This window comes from Streptomyces sp. NPDC001450, from assembly GCF_053597295.1.
Genome location: NZ_JBSFHY010000011.1, coordinates 114,031 through 128,534, shown reverse-complemented (window position 1 = coordinate 128,534; position 14,504 = coordinate 114,031). Strand labels below are relative to the sequence as shown.

At 72.0% G+C, this 14,504-nt stretch carries 17 protein-coding genes; 12 read left to right on the top strand and 5 right to left on the bottom strand.

Features of this window, described 5'->3' with window-relative positions:
- Positions 1 to 14 precede the first annotated feature (14 nt).
- Positions 15 to 188, bottom strand: a complete 174-nt coding sequence (locus tag ACWC5O_RS14795) for a hypothetical protein (protein ID WP_450587272.1) — start codon at positions 186 to 188, stop codon at positions 15 to 17.
- 253 nt (positions 189 to 441) lie between these two features.
- Between ACWC5O_RS14795 and ACWC5O_RS14790 the strand changes: the two genes are divergently transcribed.
- The 4 genes from ACWC5O_RS14790 to ACWC5O_RS14775 all read left to right on the top strand — a co-directional run bounded on the left by ACWC5O_RS14790 (position 442) and on the right by ACWC5O_RS14775 (position 4,370).
- Positions 442 to 1,659, top strand: a complete 1,218-nt coding sequence (locus ACWC5O_RS14790; protein ID WP_450587273.1) for an NYN domain-containing protein — start codon at positions 442 to 444, stop codon at positions 1,657 to 1,659.
- Between the two features lie 93 nt (positions 1,660 to 1,752).
- Positions 1,753 to 2,766, top strand: a complete 1,014-nt coding sequence (locus ACWC5O_RS14785) for an ABC transporter ATP-binding protein (RefSeq protein WP_450587275.1) — start codon at positions 1,753 to 1,755, stop codon at positions 2,764 to 2,766.
- Positions 2,767 to 2,842: 76 nt separating this feature from the next.
- Positions 2,843 to 3,664 (top strand): ABC transporter permease, encoded by an 822-nt coding sequence (locus tag ACWC5O_RS14780; protein ID WP_450587277.1) that lies wholly within the window; start codon positions 2,843 to 2,845, stop codon positions 3,662 to 3,664.
- 34 nt (positions 3,665 to 3,698) lie between these two features.
- The gene (locus tag ACWC5O_RS14775; RefSeq protein WP_450587278.1) at positions 3,699 to 4,370 is read left to right on the top strand and encodes an AAA family ATPase; all 672 of its coding nucleotides are present in this window, start codon (positions 3,699 to 3,701) and stop codon (positions 4,368 to 4,370) included.
- Between the two features lie 18 nt (positions 4,371 to 4,388).
- On the opposite strand, the gene ybaK is transcribed toward ACWC5O_RS14775, so the two are convergent.
- From ybaK to ACWC5O_RS14755, 4 genes are all read right to left on the bottom strand, one after another.
- On the bottom strand, positions 4,389 to 4,892 hold the full coding sequence (gene ybaK / locus ACWC5O_RS14770) for a Cys-tRNA(Pro) deacylase (RefSeq protein ID WP_450587280.1): 504 nt from the start codon (positions 4,890 to 4,892) through the stop codon (positions 4,389 to 4,391).
- A gap of 22 nt (positions 4,893 to 4,914) precedes the next feature.
- Positions 4,915 to 5,655, bottom strand: coding sequence for an LON peptidase substrate-binding domain-containing protein (locus ACWC5O_RS14765; RefSeq protein WP_450587282.1), 741 nt, complete (start codon positions 5,653 to 5,655; stop codon positions 4,915 to 4,917).
- 11 nt (positions 5,656 to 5,666) lie between these two features.
- A complete protein-coding gene (locus tag ACWC5O_RS14760) occupies positions 5,667 to 6,752 on the bottom strand; it encodes a hypothetical protein (protein ID WP_450587284.1) in 1,086 nt (361 codons plus the stop codon).
- Between the two features lie 171 nt (positions 6,753 to 6,923).
- Positions 6,924 to 8,501, bottom strand: a complete 1,578-nt coding sequence (locus tag ACWC5O_RS14755) for an oxidoreductase (RefSeq protein ID WP_450587286.1) — start codon at positions 8,499 to 8,501, stop codon at positions 6,924 to 6,926.
- Between the two features lie 202 nt (positions 8,502 to 8,703).
- Between ACWC5O_RS14755 and hisD the strand changes: the two genes are divergently transcribed.
- Genes hisD through hisF form a run of 8 tightly spaced genes read left to right on the top strand, consistent with a single transcriptional unit; the run spans position 8,704 to position 14,449 of the window.
- Positions 8,704 to 10,047, top strand: coding sequence for a histidinol dehydrogenase (gene hisD, locus ACWC5O_RS14750; protein WP_450587288.1), 1,344 nt, complete (start codon positions 8,704 to 8,706; stop codon positions 10,045 to 10,047).
- A complete protein-coding gene (locus ACWC5O_RS14745) occupies positions 10,044 to 11,153 on the top strand; it encodes a histidinol-phosphate transaminase (protein ID WP_450587290.1) in 1,110 nt (369 codons plus the stop codon). Before hisD ends, ACWC5O_RS14745 begins: the two co-directional genes overlap by 4 nt.
- Complete coding sequence (gene hisB / locus ACWC5O_RS14740; protein ID WP_393466498.1) at positions 11,150 to 11,752, top strand: imidazoleglycerol-phosphate dehydratase HisB; 603 nt, start codon at positions 11,150 to 11,152, stop codon at positions 11,750 to 11,752. Before ACWC5O_RS14745 ends, hisB begins: the two co-directional genes overlap by 4 nt.
- Before the next feature lie 3 nt (positions 11,753 to 11,755).
- The gene (locus tag ACWC5O_RS14735) at positions 11,756 to 11,920 is read left to right on the top strand and encodes a hypothetical protein (RefSeq protein WP_450587292.1); all 165 of its coding nucleotides are present in this window, start codon (positions 11,756 to 11,758) and stop codon (positions 11,918 to 11,920) included.
- Positions 11,911 to 12,555: an imidazole glycerol phosphate synthase subunit HisH gene (hisH, locus tag ACWC5O_RS14730; protein WP_450587294.1), complete on the top strand. Its 645-nt coding sequence runs from the start codon at positions 11,911 to 11,913 to the stop codon at positions 12,553 to 12,555. The genes ACWC5O_RS14735 and hisH overlap by 10 nt, the downstream gene beginning before the upstream one ends.
- Before the next feature lie 3 nt (positions 12,556 to 12,558).
- Positions 12,559 to 13,284, top strand: coding sequence for a bifunctional 1-(5-phosphoribosyl)-5-((5-phosphoribosylamino)methylideneamino)imidazole-4-carboxamide isomerase/phosphoribosylanthranilate isomerase PriA (priA, locus tag ACWC5O_RS14725; protein ID WP_450587296.1), 726 nt, complete (start codon positions 12,559 to 12,561; stop codon positions 13,282 to 13,284).
- Positions 13,281 to 13,682: a RidA family protein gene (locus ACWC5O_RS14720; protein ID WP_450587298.1), complete on the top strand. Its 402-nt coding sequence runs from the start codon at positions 13,281 to 13,283 to the stop codon at positions 13,680 to 13,682. Before priA ends, ACWC5O_RS14720 begins: the two co-directional genes overlap by 4 nt.
- On the top strand, positions 13,679 to 14,449 hold the full coding sequence (gene hisF / locus ACWC5O_RS14715; RefSeq protein WP_450587299.1) for an imidazole glycerol phosphate synthase subunit HisF: 771 nt from the start codon (positions 13,679 to 13,681) through the stop codon (positions 14,447 to 14,449). The genes ACWC5O_RS14720 and hisF overlap by 4 nt, the downstream gene beginning before the upstream one ends.
- Positions 14,450 to 14,504 lie beyond the last annotated feature (55 nt).

Below are 14,504 nucleotides of genomic sequence, written 5' to 3'. Positions count from 1 at the left end.
GCTTCAACTGCCCTTTAGTTGTGGCCGAAGCGCTGCTGCTTCTTACGAGCAACATCCGCCGGGCTGCCCGGGACGTGCATCGGGGACTCGTGCGCCTCCGAGGACGACCGCTGAGCGTGCTCCTGCGCCTGCTGGGCCTGCGAGGTGCGCTGCTGGCTGCCCTGCTTGCGGTTCTTGTTCTTGGCCATGGTGATCTGCCTCCTGTGGGGGATCTAGGGGCCAGGGCCGCGACCAGATTCACATAAGCTGACATCACGCGCATGTCGGATAATTACCGTGTGTGACAGGGGTGATGGGCGAGCGGTTTGCGCAAACGCCACGCCGAAGATCGAGTTCGGGCCGTTAACCCCCGCGTGGTCGGGCAGACTCGAAGGAAGTCCGAAGCCAAGGAAAAGCCAAGGAAGTCCGAAGCAAGAGCATCCTGGGAAGAAGGTGAGTCGCGTGGACCGCTGCATCGTCCTGGTGGACGCCGGGTATCTGCTGGGAGCCGCCGCCAGCCTCCTCGCCGGTGAGCCCTCGCGGTCCCGGATCACCGTCGACCACACCGCGCTGATCCAGGCCCTGCGCGAACGCGCGGAGTCGGAGACCGAGCGCCCGCTGCTGCGCATCTACTGGTTCGACGGCGCCCCTGACCGGGTCCCCCAGCCGGAGCACCGCCGGCTGCGCGTGATGCCCCGCGTCACCGTCCGGCTCGGCGCACTCACCCGCAGCGACGGACGCTGGGCGCAGAAGGGCGTGGACGCCGCCATGCACGCCGAGCTGACCGAGCTGGCCCGCAACCGTGCCTGCTCCGACGTCGTCCTGATCACCGGCGACGGCGACCTGCTGCCCGGCATGATGGCCGCCAAGGAGCACGGCGTCGCCGTCCACCTGTGGGCCGTACAGGCCGCGGACGGGGACTACAACCAGTCCGAGGACCTGGTCGCCGAGGCCGACGAGCGGCGCGTGCTGGACCGGGCCTGGATCACCCAGGCGGTCCGCGCCAAGGAACTGACCGGCGTCTGCGCACCCCAGCCCGTGCCCCGCCCCGAGATCGCGGCGATCCTCTCCGCGCCGCTGCCCGAGTCCGCGCTCGCCACGGCCGCCGAAGGACCTGCCGAGGAGGGCGCCCACGCGCCGGCCGCCGCGGCCGAGAACGGAACCCAGGAGCGGGTGCCCGCCCCCAAGGGCGTACCGACCCCCAAGGACCTCGCCGCGCTGCGCGCGCCCGGTGTACAGGCCGTGCAGCATCCGGCGACCGCGACCCTCAGGTGGTCCTCAGACAAGGGCTGGGTGGACCGGCCGGGCGCAGTCTCCGAGCCGCCCGAGGTCGCCTCCATGCCGACGCTGGCCCAGCTCACCACCGCCGAGCAGCGGTGGGCCGACCGGGAGGAGGACATCACCACGGTCGGCGGCGACCCGTACGAGGTGGGCCAGGTCTTCGCCCGCCGGTGGATGTCCCGGCTCGGCGACCAGGGCCATCTGCAGCGGCTGTCCACGATGTACCCGCGCATCCCGCACCGCATCGACGGCGAGCTGCTGCGCTACGCCGCCCGCTTCGGGCTGCTCGCCCACAAGGACGACCAGATCGACGAGCACGACCGTTACGCCATCCGGGCGGGGTTCTGGCGGGAGGTCGACGTACCCGCCGCGGCCGAGCACGCCCCTGCCGGGGAGTGAGCCGGGACTTTCCCGGTGGTGGGATGAGGAGCCAGGGGTGAGAAGAGGCCCCAAAGGCGAGTAAAGGGGCCGGACCCCGTAGTCTCGTTCCTTGTGAGTACGCGCGCGGGACAGGCACCTCGGCATGACGAGGTCGTACGCGTGCGCGGGCTCAGCAAGACCTACCCGCCCGTGAAGGGGCGGCGCGGAGCGCCGGGTGCGCCCGAGGTGCGGGCCACCGACGGCGTGGAACTGGACGTGCGGCGCGGAGAGATCTTCGGGCTGCTCGGGCCGAACGGCGCCGGCAAGTCCACCCTCGTACGGCAGCTCACCGGGCTGCTGCGGCCGGATGCCGGCAGCGTCGAGATCCTCGGCCACGACATCGTCAGGCACCCCGAGCGGGCCGCGCGGATCCTCGCCTACCTGGGGCAGGAGTCCTCCGCCCTGGACGAGCTGACCGTCGCGCTCGCCGCCGAGACCACCGGACGCCTGCGCGGCCTGGACGTACGGCAGGCGCGCGCCGAGCGGGACGCCGTACTCGAGGAACTGGGCCTCACGCCGATCGCCGGGCGGGCGCTGAAGAAGCTGTCCGGCGGACAGCGGCGGCTCGCCTGCCTCGCCGCCGCCCTCGTCGGGGAACGGCCGCTGCTCGTGCTGGACGAGCCGACCACCGGCATGGACCCGGTCGCCCGGCGCGCCGTGTGGGGGGCCGTGGACCGGCGGCGGGCCGAGCACGGTACGACCGTGCTGCTGGTCACCCACAACGTCATCGAGGCCGAGACCGTCCTCGACCGGGTCGCCGTCCTGGACCGGGGCCGGGTCATCGCCTGCGACACCCCGGCCGGGCTGAAGGAACAGGTCTCCGGCGAGGTGCGGGTGGAACTGGTGTGGCGGGACCGGGCACCGCTGGACGTGCCCGAGGTCGCCGTGCTGCGCCAACGGGCCGTGGAGTCCGGCCGGCGCTGGACGCTCCGGCTCGCGCCCGAGGAGGCCCGGGCCGCCGTCGCCACGGTGACCGGCGGGGCCGCCTTCGCCGCGCTGGACGACTTCACGCTCGCCACGCCCAGCCTGGAGGACGTGTACCTGGCGCTGGGCGGGGCGGCACGGCAGGGGCTGGTGAAGGCGTGAGCGCGAGGATCGTCGTACCCGTATGGTCCCTGTGGGACGGCGGTGCGGCTGCCGTAGGGAAGAGGAGCAGCTCGTCGTGAGTGTCGTACCAGCGGAGGTTCTGCCGGGCGGTGCCCGGGCCGTGCCGGAGCCGGCCCGGCCCGCGGCCGAGCTCGGGCCGCCCGCGCGGCTGTGGCCGTCGCTGGTGGCCGTCTACCGCGCCCAGCTGTCCCGGGCCCGGGTGGCGCGCATCCCGCTGCTGTTCGTGGCGACCTTCCAGTCCATCGGCATCGCCGTGATGATGCGGGGCGTCGTCGACAGCGGCAGTGAGGCCCAGTCCGTGGTGGCCGGGTCCTCGGTGCTCGTCGTCGCGTACGTCGCGCTCAATCTGCTGTCGCAGTACTTCGGGCAGCTGCGGGCCAGCGGCGGGCTCGACCACTACGCCACGCTGCCGGTGCCGCCCGCGGCGGTGGTGCTGGGCGCGGCGGGGGCGTACGCCTCCTTCACCGTGCCGGGGACCCTGGTGACCGCCGTCTTCGGGTGCGCGCTGTTCGGGCTGCCGCTGTCCAACCTGTGGATCCTGGTGGCCGTCATCCCGCTCGCCGGGGCCGCGCTCGCCGGGCTCGGCGCCGCCTGCGGGCTGCTCGCGCCGCGGCCCGAGCTGGCCACGCTGCTCGGACAGCTGGGCATGTCGGCGGCGCTGCTGCTCGGTGTGCTGCCGGCCGACCGGATGCCGGAGATCGTGCGGCTGGCCCGGGACCTGCTGCCGTCGACCTACGGCGTGGAGGCCTACGCGCGGACCTTCGGGGCCCACCCGGACTGGGCCGCCGTCCTCGCTGACCTGGGCGTCTGCGCGGGTGTCGGAGTGATCTCGCTGGCCGTGGCGACCTGGGCCTACCGCAGGGCCGCCGTCCGATGACGCGGCCCACGGCGCGACCTGGCACGATGTCAGGGTGACCGCACCGCTGACTCCGCCTACGCCGCCGCACGACGAATCCCCGCACCAGGTCTGGCAGGCCCCGCCGCCTGCCGGGGCGCCGGTCGCGGGCCTGTACGAACAGGACGGCCCTGGGATGAAGACCGAAGTCCGGGAGGCCGCCGTGATCACGATAGCGGTGGCGCTGGGCGGAGTGCTGTTCGGGCTGCTGTGGTGGTGGCTGGCGCCGCACGTGCCGCTGGTGGGGGACGAGGTCGACAAGAGCTGGGTCGTCTACCTCAAGGACACCGAGGGGGAGCAGGCGGCCGGGGTGGACGGGACGTTCACACTGCTCGGGCTGGCCTTCGGGCTGGTCAGCGCGGTCGTCGTGTTTCTGCTGCGGCGCCGTGGGGGTGTGCCGTTGGTGGTGGCGCTGGGTCTGGGCGGTCTGCTCGGGTCGTTGCTGGCGTGGCGGCTGGGGGTGTGGCTGGGGCCCACGTCCGACGTGATCGCGCACGCGAAGGAGGTGGGCAAGGGGGTCACCTTCTCGGCGCCGTTGAAGCTGGGGGCGAAGGGCGCGCTGCTGGCCTGGCCGTTGGCCGCGGCGCTGGTGCATCTGGGGCTGACCGCGCTGTTCGGGCCCCGGGACCCCGAGCCGTATCCGCAGGGGCCGGCCCCGAAGGACGGGTACGGAGCCCCGCTGACGTAACCCCGCTGACGTAACCCGTCAGCCCCGGCCGATCGGTGCCAGCACCGCTTCCGTCATCTCTGCCAGGTCTCCCGGGGTCAGTTCGACCTCCAGGCCCCTGCGGCCCGCCGAGACGCAGACCGTCGCGTGGGACTCGGCCGAGTCGTCCAGGACGGTGCGGAGCTTCTTGCGCTGCCCCAGAGGGGAGATGCCGCCGCGTACGTAGCCGGTGGTGCGTTCCGCGAGGGTGGGGTCGGCCATCGTCGCACGCTTTCCGCCCACCGCCGCGGCCAGCGCCTTGAGGTCCAGCGTGCCCGAGACCGGGACCACCGCCACCGTCAGCGCGCCGTCCACGTCGGCCACCAGCGTCTTGAAGACCCGGTCGGGCGAGACGCCCATCGCCTCCGCCGCCTCCTCGCCGTAGGAGGGATGGGAGGGGTCGTGGTCGTAGGAGTGCAGGGTGAAGTCCACGCCCGCCGCCGTCAGCGACACCGTCGCGGGGGTGCCTCCGGACTGCTGCTGCTTCTTCGACTTCTTCGCCATCGGGGTGTCGGCCTCGGTTCGCTCAGTTCAGGCTGGTCGGCGTCCGCGTCAGCTCGAACGCGGGCAACGACGGAAGGTTACGGATGATGGCCGTCTCCGAGCGAAGGAGTTTCAGCTCGTCCCGGAGCCGGGAGGCGGTGTCCGGTGCCTGCAGCAGCCGTTGCTTGGTCGGGGTGTCCAGGACCATCGCCGCCGCCACCAGGTAGGAGACCACCGAGGGGTCGTCCGGGAGTTCCACGCCCGTGGACAGGGAGCGCTCGCGGGCGCCCGCCAGGCGCTTCTGGTACTGGCGGAAGGCGCGCAGGACGCCCTCCGCCAGGGCGCCCGCCTCGTCGCCGGGGTCCTCCGGCAGTTCCTCGAGCTCGGCCGTCAGGAACGGGCCCGACGTGTCCACGGACAGCAGCCGTACCCGGGTCGTCCCGGTCGCCAGCACCTCGAACGTGCCGTCGGCGCGCTCCCGGATGGTCGCCGCGTCCGCCACGCAGCCCACGCCGTGGAAGGACGCGAGGGGGTCCGGACCGAAGCCCGCGGCCGGGCCCCGCTCGGGCTGTGCGGTCGGATCGGGCATGCCCGCAGCGCTCGGTGCCACCTCGTGGCCGTCGCGGATCGCCACGACGGCGAACCGGCGCGGTTCGTCCTCGGGGGTCTTCAGAAGCTCGCGCATCATGGCGCGATAGCGCTCCTCGAAGATGTTCAGGGGCAGCACGAGCCCGGGGAACAGCGCCGAGTTCAGCGGGAACAGAGGGAGACGGACGGTGGTCACGGCGCCCCAGCCTAATGGTCGGGGGCGGGGGCATGGCCGCGGTGTTCGCTCCGCGGTCGTGCCGGTGCCGCCAGCAGTTCGGTCAGGGGGGTGCCGCAAGCGGCCGTCAGGAGGGCCTCGCGCAGCCTGAGGAAGTGGCCCAGCGGGTCGTCGGAGAGCCGGTCCCAGGGGAACGAGGTGGCGTACGGGCCGATCAGGCGCAGCTGTGCGCGGGCGTCCTCCCGGCGTTCCAGCCGGGCGAGGACGTAGACCAGCTTGTTGCGGATCTCGGCGCACGACGGCGTGGCCGCCGGGAACCGGCCGGAGAGCGCGATCGCCCGGTCGGCCGCCGCGTCCAGCCGCTCGCGCGGCACCTCGGGGCCGCAGCCGTCGGTCAGGTAGACGAGGGCCGCCCGGGCGGGCAGCGCCTGGACGAGCGAGTCGGCCGGGGCGTCCTGCGCGGCCAGGTCGGCGAAGTCGAAGCACTCGCGGTGCGAGGCACGGGGGGTGTGAGGGGTGTCCCCCCACAAGACGCAGCAGGAGCTGCCCAGGTAGCGCAGGGCGGCAACATGGCAGCCGTAGTGGCGCGGGGCGCGCCGGACCGCCGCCTCCCACAGTTCCTCGAAGTAGCGGTGCCCGGCCCGGGAGCCGCGTGCGTGGTCGAGCGCGATCCGCCAGGGCACCGGGTCGCGGTCGTCGGCCCGGGCGGCGGCCGTGATCAGCGGGCTCACCTCGCGCAGCAGCTCGGCGCGGGCCGGGGAGGGCCAGGCGCGGTCCACCGCGAGCTGGGCCGCGACGAGCGTCACGTCGGGGTCGTACGGGGCGGCCGCGCGCCAGGCCTCGAACCACTCGGAGCGCGAGCGGGCGAAGGCCGCGAGCCGGCGTGTGTAGCGGTCGTGGGCCTCCCACTCGGCCGCAGCGCGCGTGGTGGCGAGCAGCGCGGAGGCGGCGCCGTACTCGCCCCGGCCGGCCGCGACCAGCACGGGGGAGAGGCGTTCGTCGGGCGCGTCGAGGACGGCCTCGTCGCCGGCCGGCTGGGGGTCGGCGGGGCGCGTGGCATGTCGTGTCATCCGTGTGGGGCGGAGGAACGCAGGCAGCAGAGCCATGGTGTCGACCATTGAAAGACCGCAGGTCGAGGCTGCGCCAGAGGGTCCGGGCAAGTCGTGGAAGGTTGTACGCCCGATGTTCAAGGGCAAGTAAAAGGTAATTATCAAGCGATGTGGTGTACCTGACCAATGTGACGTACGTGCCGCTGAACCGGGCATCCGTACGTGCCGCTGAAGAGGGCGTCAGCCGCGCCGCAGCAGCCGGGTCGCCCCCGCCGCGACCGTCGTCGCCAGGATCCAGCCCAGCAGGATCATCGCCGCCGCCAGCCACTGCCAGCCGCCGCGCAGCTGCCACTGGCCGGCCTGACCCAGGTCGATCACCGGCAGCAGCAGGTCCAGCGTGAACAGGGCGGCGCTCCAGGTCGGATGGCCGCCGGGGTTCACCGGCGGATGGTCGGCGTGCGAGAAGGCCAGCGTGCCCGCCGCCCACAGCACCGCCATCCACACCGCGGCCCGTCCCGGCCGGTAGCCGTAGGCCACCGTCCAGTCCTGGACGTACCCCCAGAACTTGGCGGCCAGCGGCAGCGTCTCGCGGCGCCGGCGCTGCTTGGCGAGCAGCACCTCGCGGGCGTCCTCGTCCTCCCCGGCCGCGCGCAGCACGGTGGCCAGCCGCTCGTACGGCTCCGGGTTGTACTCGGCGGTGGCCGCCGCCACCCAGTCCAGCCGCCGGGTCAGCGGGAACGGGCCCTGCGGTACGAGGTTCTCGTACGCGAAGCCGCCCATGTGGAGGTTGCCCGGGCCCGGCCAGCTGCCCGCGTGGTCCACCAGGTTCACGATCCGCGCGCCGGACAGCACCACCTTCCCGCGCTCCGGCCCGTCCCCGAGGAAACGCAGCTCGGGCGTCTGCACCCGGCGCAGCGACAGCTCCTGGTCGTCGGTGAAGGCGAACCGGGCCCGCTCCAGGTCCACGGCGTCCCCGAACCGCCCGTCGTCCAGCCGTATCCCGCCCCGGCACTCGAAGCGCTGGATGCGTGTCCCGCGCGCGGGGGTCGTCCCGCTCAGCAGTGGGTTGCCCACGCCGGCCGGGGTCAGATACAGGGTGCGCTCCACCGTGAGCTGGGGGGCGTTCAGGGCGAGGCGCGCGTACGGGTTGGCCAGTTTCGCTCCCCGCAGGCTCAGCGAGACCCCGACCTTGGCGCTGCGCAGGCTCAGCTCGCCGTGCGACTCCAGCAGCTCCGCCTGCAGGTCCTGGCCCACGGTCATGCCGTCCGCGGCGATCGAGCGGCCGCTGCGGTCCCGGTAGACGATCGCCTGGTTGAGCAGCAGGTCCGTGCCGATGTGCGCGTCGGTCAGCCGCACCCCGTTCTGGAAGCGGCAGCGCGGCAGGTGCAGATCGCCCTCGGTGTGCACCCGGGCCGCCTCCAGTCGGGGTACCGCGCAGTCCACCAGGCGCAGGGTCGTGAACCGGGCCTCGGGCAGCAGGATCTGGTCGTCGAAGCGGCAGCCGCGCAGCTCCACGTACGGCGTGACCGTGCCACCCGCCAGGTCCATCGTGCCGGTGACCCGCGCGCCGAACAGCTTCAGCGCGGGCACCCGGCCCGCGAGCGCGGGCGGCCCGTCCAGCAGCAGCCAGCAGACGATGCGCGCCCTGACGCTCCGCTCGGGCCCCCAGGGATGCCCGCCGTGCGGATCGTCCACGACGGCGTCCCCGCTGCTCAGGTCGTACACGCTGCCGTTGCGGAAGGCCTGCCACATGCCCGCCTCGGTCGCGGTCAGGTCGTCCGGCAGGTCCCCGGCGTGGATGCCGGCCCCCTCGGTCACCGCTCTTCCTTCCTCCTCTGACTACTCGCTGTCACCGTCCCCGTACACCCGTTCATGCCCGTTGAGTGACGCCTGTTACACAAGACGTGAAGGCGATCTTCCGGGTTCCGGCCAGGCTATGTACCGCCCGCTGTCCCACGTTCTGTATCAGCCATTGATACGCGCGGACGGCTCCGGACCCCGGTCTGAGAGAATTGACACCGTGATCTCCCGAATCGATCTGCGCGGCGACGCCCTTCCTGAGGGCCCCGCCCTGCGCGACCTGCTGCCCCGAGCCGACTTCGACGTTCAGGCCGCCCTGGAGAAGGTGCGTCCGATCTGCGAGGCCGTGCATCATCGGGGCGACGCGGCGCTGATCGACTTCGCCGAGAAGTTCGACGGAGTACGGCTGGAATCCGTCCGTGTCCCGGCCCAGGCGCTCACCGACGCGCTCGAGGCCCTCGACCCGGCCGTGCGCGCGGCCCTGGAGGAGTGCATCCGCCGCGCCCGCATGGTCCACCGCGAGCAGCGCCGTTCGACGCACACCACCCAGGTCGTGCCCGGTGGCTCCGTCACCGAGAAGTGGGTGCCGGTCGAGCGCGTCGGGCTGTACGCCCCGGGTGGCCGCTCGGTCTACCCGTCCTCCGTGGTCATGAACGTGGTGCCCGCGCAGGAGGCCGGCGTCGAGTCGATCGCGCTCGCCTCCCCGGCCCAGGCCCCCGCTTTTGAAAATGATCCAGCCGGCGGGCTGCCGCACCCGACGATCCTCGCCGCGTGCGCCCTGCTCGGCGTGGACGAGGTCTACGCGGCCGGCGGTGCCACCGCCGTCGCGATGTTCGCGTACGGCACCGAGTCCTGCCCGCCCGCCAACATGGTCACCGGCCCCGGCAACATCTGGGTGGCCGCGGCCAAGCGCTACTTCACCGGGAAGATCGGCATCGACGCCGAGGCCGGCCCCACCGAGATCGCGATCCTCGCGGACGACACCGCCGACCCGGTGCACGTGGCCTCGGACCTGATCAGCCAGGCCGAGCACGACCCGCTGGCGGCTGCCGTGCTGGTCACCGACTCGGTCGAGCTGGCGGACGCGGTGGCCAAGGAGCTGGAGCCGCAGGTTGCGGCCACCAAGCACGTCGAGGACCGGATCGTCCCGGCCCTGAGCGGCAGGCAGTCCGCGATCGTCCTGGTCGACGGCGTCGAGGAGGGCCTGCGGGTCGTCGACGCGTACGGCGCCGAGCACCTGGAGATCCAGACGGCGGACGCCGCCGCGGTCGCCGGCCGGGTCAGGAACGCCGGCGCGATCTTCATCGGCCCCTGGGCCCCGGTGTCGCTCGGCGACTACGCGGCCGGGTCCAACCACGTCCTGCCCACCGGCGGCTGCGCGTGCCACTCCTCCGGCCTGTCCGTCCAGTCCTTCCTGCGCGGCATCCACATCGTGGACTACACGAAGGACGCGCTGGCCGAGGTCGCGCACCACGTGGTGACGCTGGCGGAGGCGGAGGACCTGCCCGCGCACGGCGCGGCGATCAAGGCGAGGTTCGGTTGGAAGGTGCCTGAGAGCAAGTGAGCTTCGGAATCGACGATCTTCCGGTACGGGACGAGCTGCGCGGCAAGTCCCCCTACGGCGCTCCCCAGTTGGACGTCCCCGTACGGCTGAACACCAACGAGAACCCGTACCCGCTGCCCGAGCCGCTGGTCGAGCGGATCACGGAGCGGGTGCGCGAGGCCGCCCGGAACCTGAACCGCTACCCCGACCGGGACGCGGTCCAGCTCCGCACCGAGCTGGCCAAGTACCTGACGAAGACCGGCAAGTACCCGCTCGGCACCGAGAACGTGTGGGCCGCCAACGGCTCCAACGAGGTCATCCAGCAGCTGCTGCAGACCTTCGGCGGACCGGGCCGGACGGCCATCGGCTTCGAGCCGTCGTACTCGATGCACGCACTCATCGCGCGCGGCACGGGGACGGGCTGGATCGCGGGTCCCCGCAACGAGGACTTCGACATCGACCTCGCCGTGGCCGAGCGGGCCATCGCCGAGCACAGGCCCGACGTCGTCTTCATCACCACCCCCAACAACCCCACCGGCAACGCGGTTCCGCCCGAGACGGTCCTCGCGCTGTACGACGCGGCCCAGGCGGCCAAGCCGTCCATGGTCGTCGTCGACGAGGCCTACATCGAGTTCAGCCACGGCGACTCGCTGCTGCCGCTGCTGGCGGGCCGGCCGAACCTGGTCGTCTCCCGCACCATGTCGAAGGCGTTCGGCGCGGCCGGCCTGCGCCTCGGCTACCTCGCCGCGCACCCGGCGGTCGTGGACGCGGTGCAGCTCGTACGGCTGCCGTACCACCTGTCGGCGATCACCCAGGCGACCGCCCTGGCCGCCCTGGAGCACACCGACACGCTGCTGAAGTACGTCGAGCAGCTGAAGTCGGAGCGGGACCGGCTGGTGAGCGAGCTGCGGGCGACCGGTTACGACGTCACCGAGTCCGACGCGAACTTCGTGCAGTTCGGCCGGTTCGAGGACGCCCACACCGCCTGGCAGAAGATCCTCGACCGGGGCGTCCTGGTCCGGGACGTCGGCGTACCGGGGTGGCTGCGGGTGTCCGCGGGAACCCCCGAAGAGAACGACGCGTTCCTCGACGCGGTACGTGAAGTCAAGAAGGAGCTTGAGGCATGACTCGCGAAGGTCGCGTCGGAAGAATCGAGCGCACCACCAAGGAGACCTCGGTCCTCGTCGAGATAGACCTCGACGGCACCGGGAGGACCGACATCGCCACGGGCGTCGGCTTCTACGACCACATGCTCGACCAGCTCGGCCGGCACGGTCTGTTCGACCTGACCGTGAAGACCGACGGCGACCTGCACATCGACTCCCACCACACCATCGAGGACACCGCCCTCGCGCTCGGTGCCGCCTTCAAGCAGGCACTCGGCGACAAGGTGGGGATCTACCGCTTCGGCAACTGCACGGTTCCGCTGGACGAGTCCCTCGCCCAGGTCACCGTCGACCTGTCCGGCCGCCCCTACCTCGTGCACACCGAGCCCGAGAACATGGCGCCGATGATCGGCGAGTACGACACGACGATGACCCGGCACATCCTGGAGTCCTTCGTCGCCCAGGCGCAGATCGCGCTGCACGTGCACGTGCCCTACGGGCGCAACGCGCACCACATCGTGGAGTGCCAGTTCAAGGCGCTCGCCCGGGCCCTGCGCTACGCCAGCGAGCGCGACCCGCGCGCGGCCGGCATCCTCCCCTCCACGAAGGGCGCGCTGTAACCCATGAACGGTCTGTCCACCGTCCTGATCGTCGTCGGCCTCTTCCTGGTCGGCGGCATCATCTCCTTCGTCAAGCAGAAGATGCCCACGAGCCTCGTCGTGCTGCTGTCCGTCAGCGCGGCCATGTGCCTCGTCGCGGGTGTCCTGAGGCTGGAGGTGTGGAATTGAGCGCCAAGCGGGTGGTCGTCTTCGACTACGGCTTCGGCAACGTCCGCTCCGCCGAACGTGCCCTCGCGCGCGTGGGGGCCGACGTCGAGATAACGCGTGACTTCGACCGGGCGATGAACGCCGACGGCCTGCTGGTGCCGGGCGTCGGCGCCTTCGCCGCCTGCATGCAGGGGCTGCGCGGGGCCCGCGGCGACTGGATCATCGACCGTCGGCTGTCCGGCGGCCGCCCGGTGATGGGCATCTGCGTCGGCATGCAGATCCTGTTCGCGCGCGGCATCGAGCACGGCGTGGAGACCGAGGGCCTCGACGAGTGGCCCGGCTCGGTCGAGCCGCTCCAGGCCGACATCGTGCCCCACATGGGCTGGAACACCGTCGACGCCCCGGCCGACTCGGAGCTGTTCGCCGGTCTGGACCGGGACGCCCGCTTCTACTTCGTGCACTCCTACGCCGTCCACGACTGGACCCTGGAGACCCACAACCCGGTCATGCACTCGCCCAGGGTGACCTGGTCGACGCACGGCAAGCCCTTCGTGGCGGCCGTGGAGAACGGTGCCCTGTGGGCCACCCAGTTCCACCCCGAGAAGTCCGGCGACGCCGGTGCCCAGCTCCTCACCAACTGGATCGGAACCCTGTAGACCATGGCCAAGCTCGAACTCCTTCCCGCCGTCGACGTCCGTGACGGCCAGGCCGTCCGTCTCGTGCACGGTGAGTCCGGGACCGAGACGTCCTACGGCTCCCCGCTGGAGGCCGCCCTCGCCTGGCAGCGCTCCGGCGCCGAGTGGCTGCACCTGGTCGACCTGGACGCCGCCTTCGGCACGGGCGACAACCGGGAGCTGATCGCCGAGGTCGCCAAGGCGATGGACATCAAGGTGGAGCTGTCCGGCGGCATCCGCGACGACGACACCCTCGCCGCCGCCCTCGCCACCGGCTGCACCCGGGTGAACCTCGGCACCGCCGCCCTGGAGACCCCGGAGTGGGTCGCCAAGGTCATCGCCGAGCACGGCGACAAGATCGCGGTGGGTCTGGACGTGCGCGGCACGACCCTGCGCGGCCGCGGCTGGACCCGTGACGGCGGCGACCTCTACGAGACGCTGGAGCGCCTCGACAAGGAGGGCTGCGCCCGCTACGTCGTGACCGACATCGCCAAGGACGGCACCCTCCAGGGCCCCAACCTGGAGCTGCTGCGCAACGTGTGCGCCGCGACGGACCGGCCGGTCGTGGCGTCCGGCGGCGTGTCGTCGCTCGACGACCTCCGGGCCATCGCCGAGCTGGTACCCCTCGGTGTCGAGGGCTCCATCGTCGGGAAGGCCCTGTACGCGAAGGCGTTCACCCTGGAAGAGGCCTTGGAGGCTGTGTCGTCATGAGCGATGCCGTGCGGCGCGTGCAGAGCGGAAGTCCCTGGGAAGAGAGTTTCGGGTTCGCGCGCGCCGTGGCGGCGGGTGACCGGGTGCTGGTGGCAGGTACGACGTCCTTCCGGGGCCGTGTGCCGTACGGGGAGGGCGACCCGTACGAGCAGGCCAAGGTGGCGTTCACCAGCGCACTGGAGGCGATCGCGGAGTTCGGGCTCGGTGTCGAGTCCGTGATCCGCACGCGGATGTACCTGACCCATGCGCGGGACGTGGACGCCGTGGGCCGGGCCCACAAGGAGATCTTCGACTCCGTGCGCCCGGTCTCGACCCTGCTGGTCGTGGAGGGCTTCGTCGACTCGCGCATCCTGGTCGAAGTGGAACTAGAGGCATTCAGAGGAGCCGTGAACTCATGACCCTGGCGGTCCGAGTCATCCCCTGCCTGGACGTGGACAACGGCCGGGTCGTCAAGGGCGTCAACTTCCAGAACCTGCGCGACGCGGGCGACCCCGTCGAGATGGCCAAGGTGTACGACGCCGAGGGCGCCGACGAGCTGACGTTCCTGGACATCACCGCCTCGTCCGGCAACCGGGAGACGACGTACGACGTGGTGCGCCGCACCGCCGAGCAGGTGTTCATCCCGCTGACCGTCGGCGGCGGCGTCCGCACGGCCGAGGACGTGGACAAGCTGCTGCGGGCCGGCGCCGACAAGGTGGGCGTCAACACGGCGGCCATCGCCCGCCCGGACCTGATCCGCGAGATCGCCGAGCGCTTCGGCCGGCAGGTGCTGGTGCTGTCCGTCGACGCGCGCCGCGCCCCTTCCCGTAACAGTTCGTCCGGATTCTTCGAGGTCACGACCCACGGCGGCCGCAGGGGCACCGGCATCGACGCCGTCGAGTGGGCGCACCGGGCCGCCGAGCTGGGCGCCGGCGAGATCCTGCTGAACTCCATGGACGCGGACGGCACCAAGGACGGCTACGACCTGGAGATGATCGCGGCCGTCCGCAAGCACGTCACCGTCCCGGTGATCGCCTCGGGCGGTGCGGGCAAGCTTGCGGACTTCCCGCCGGCCATCGACGCGGGTGCGGACGCGGTGCTGGCCGCCTCCGTCTTCCACTTCGGCGACCTGCGCATCGGCCAGGTGAAGCAGACGCTGCGGGAGGCGGGGCACCCGGTGCGGTGACGCCGCGCCGAGCTTCGGCAGACAGGAAAGAGAAGTTGCGCAAAATCTGTTGTGC

Excerpts from the sequence above, each read along its gene's own strand:
- ACWC5O_RS14795 (WP_450587272.1), bottom strand. The coding sequence starts at position 188 with ATGGCCAAGAACAAGAACCGCAAGCAGGGCAGCCAGCAGCGCACCTCG.
- ybaK (WP_450587280.1), bottom strand. The coding sequence starts at position 4,892 with ATGGCGAAGAAGTCGAAGAAGCAGCAGCAGTCCGGAGGCACCCCCGCG.
- ACWC5O_RS14760 (WP_450587284.1), bottom strand. The coding sequence starts at position 6,752 with ATGGTCGACACCATGGCTCTGCTGCCTGCGTTCCTCCGCCCCACACGG.
- hisB (WP_393466498.1), top strand. The coding sequence starts at position 11,150 with ATGACTCGCGAAGGTCGCGTCGGAAGAATCGAGCGCACCACCAAGGAG.
- ACWC5O_RS14735 (WP_450587292.1), top strand. The coding sequence starts at position 11,756 with ATGAACGGTCTGTCCACCGTCCTGATCGTCGTCGGCCTCTTCCTGGTC.
- priA (WP_450587296.1), top strand. The coding sequence starts at position 12,559 with ATGGCCAAGCTCGAACTCCTTCCCGCCGTCGACGTCCGTGACGGCCAG.
- ACWC5O_RS14720 (WP_450587298.1), top strand. The coding sequence starts at position 13,281 with ATGAGCGATGCCGTGCGGCGCGTGCAGAGCGGAAGTCCCTGGGAAGAG.
- hisF (WP_450587299.1), top strand. The coding sequence starts at position 13,679 with ATGACCCTGGCGGTCCGAGTCATCCCCTGCCTGGACGTGGACAACGGC.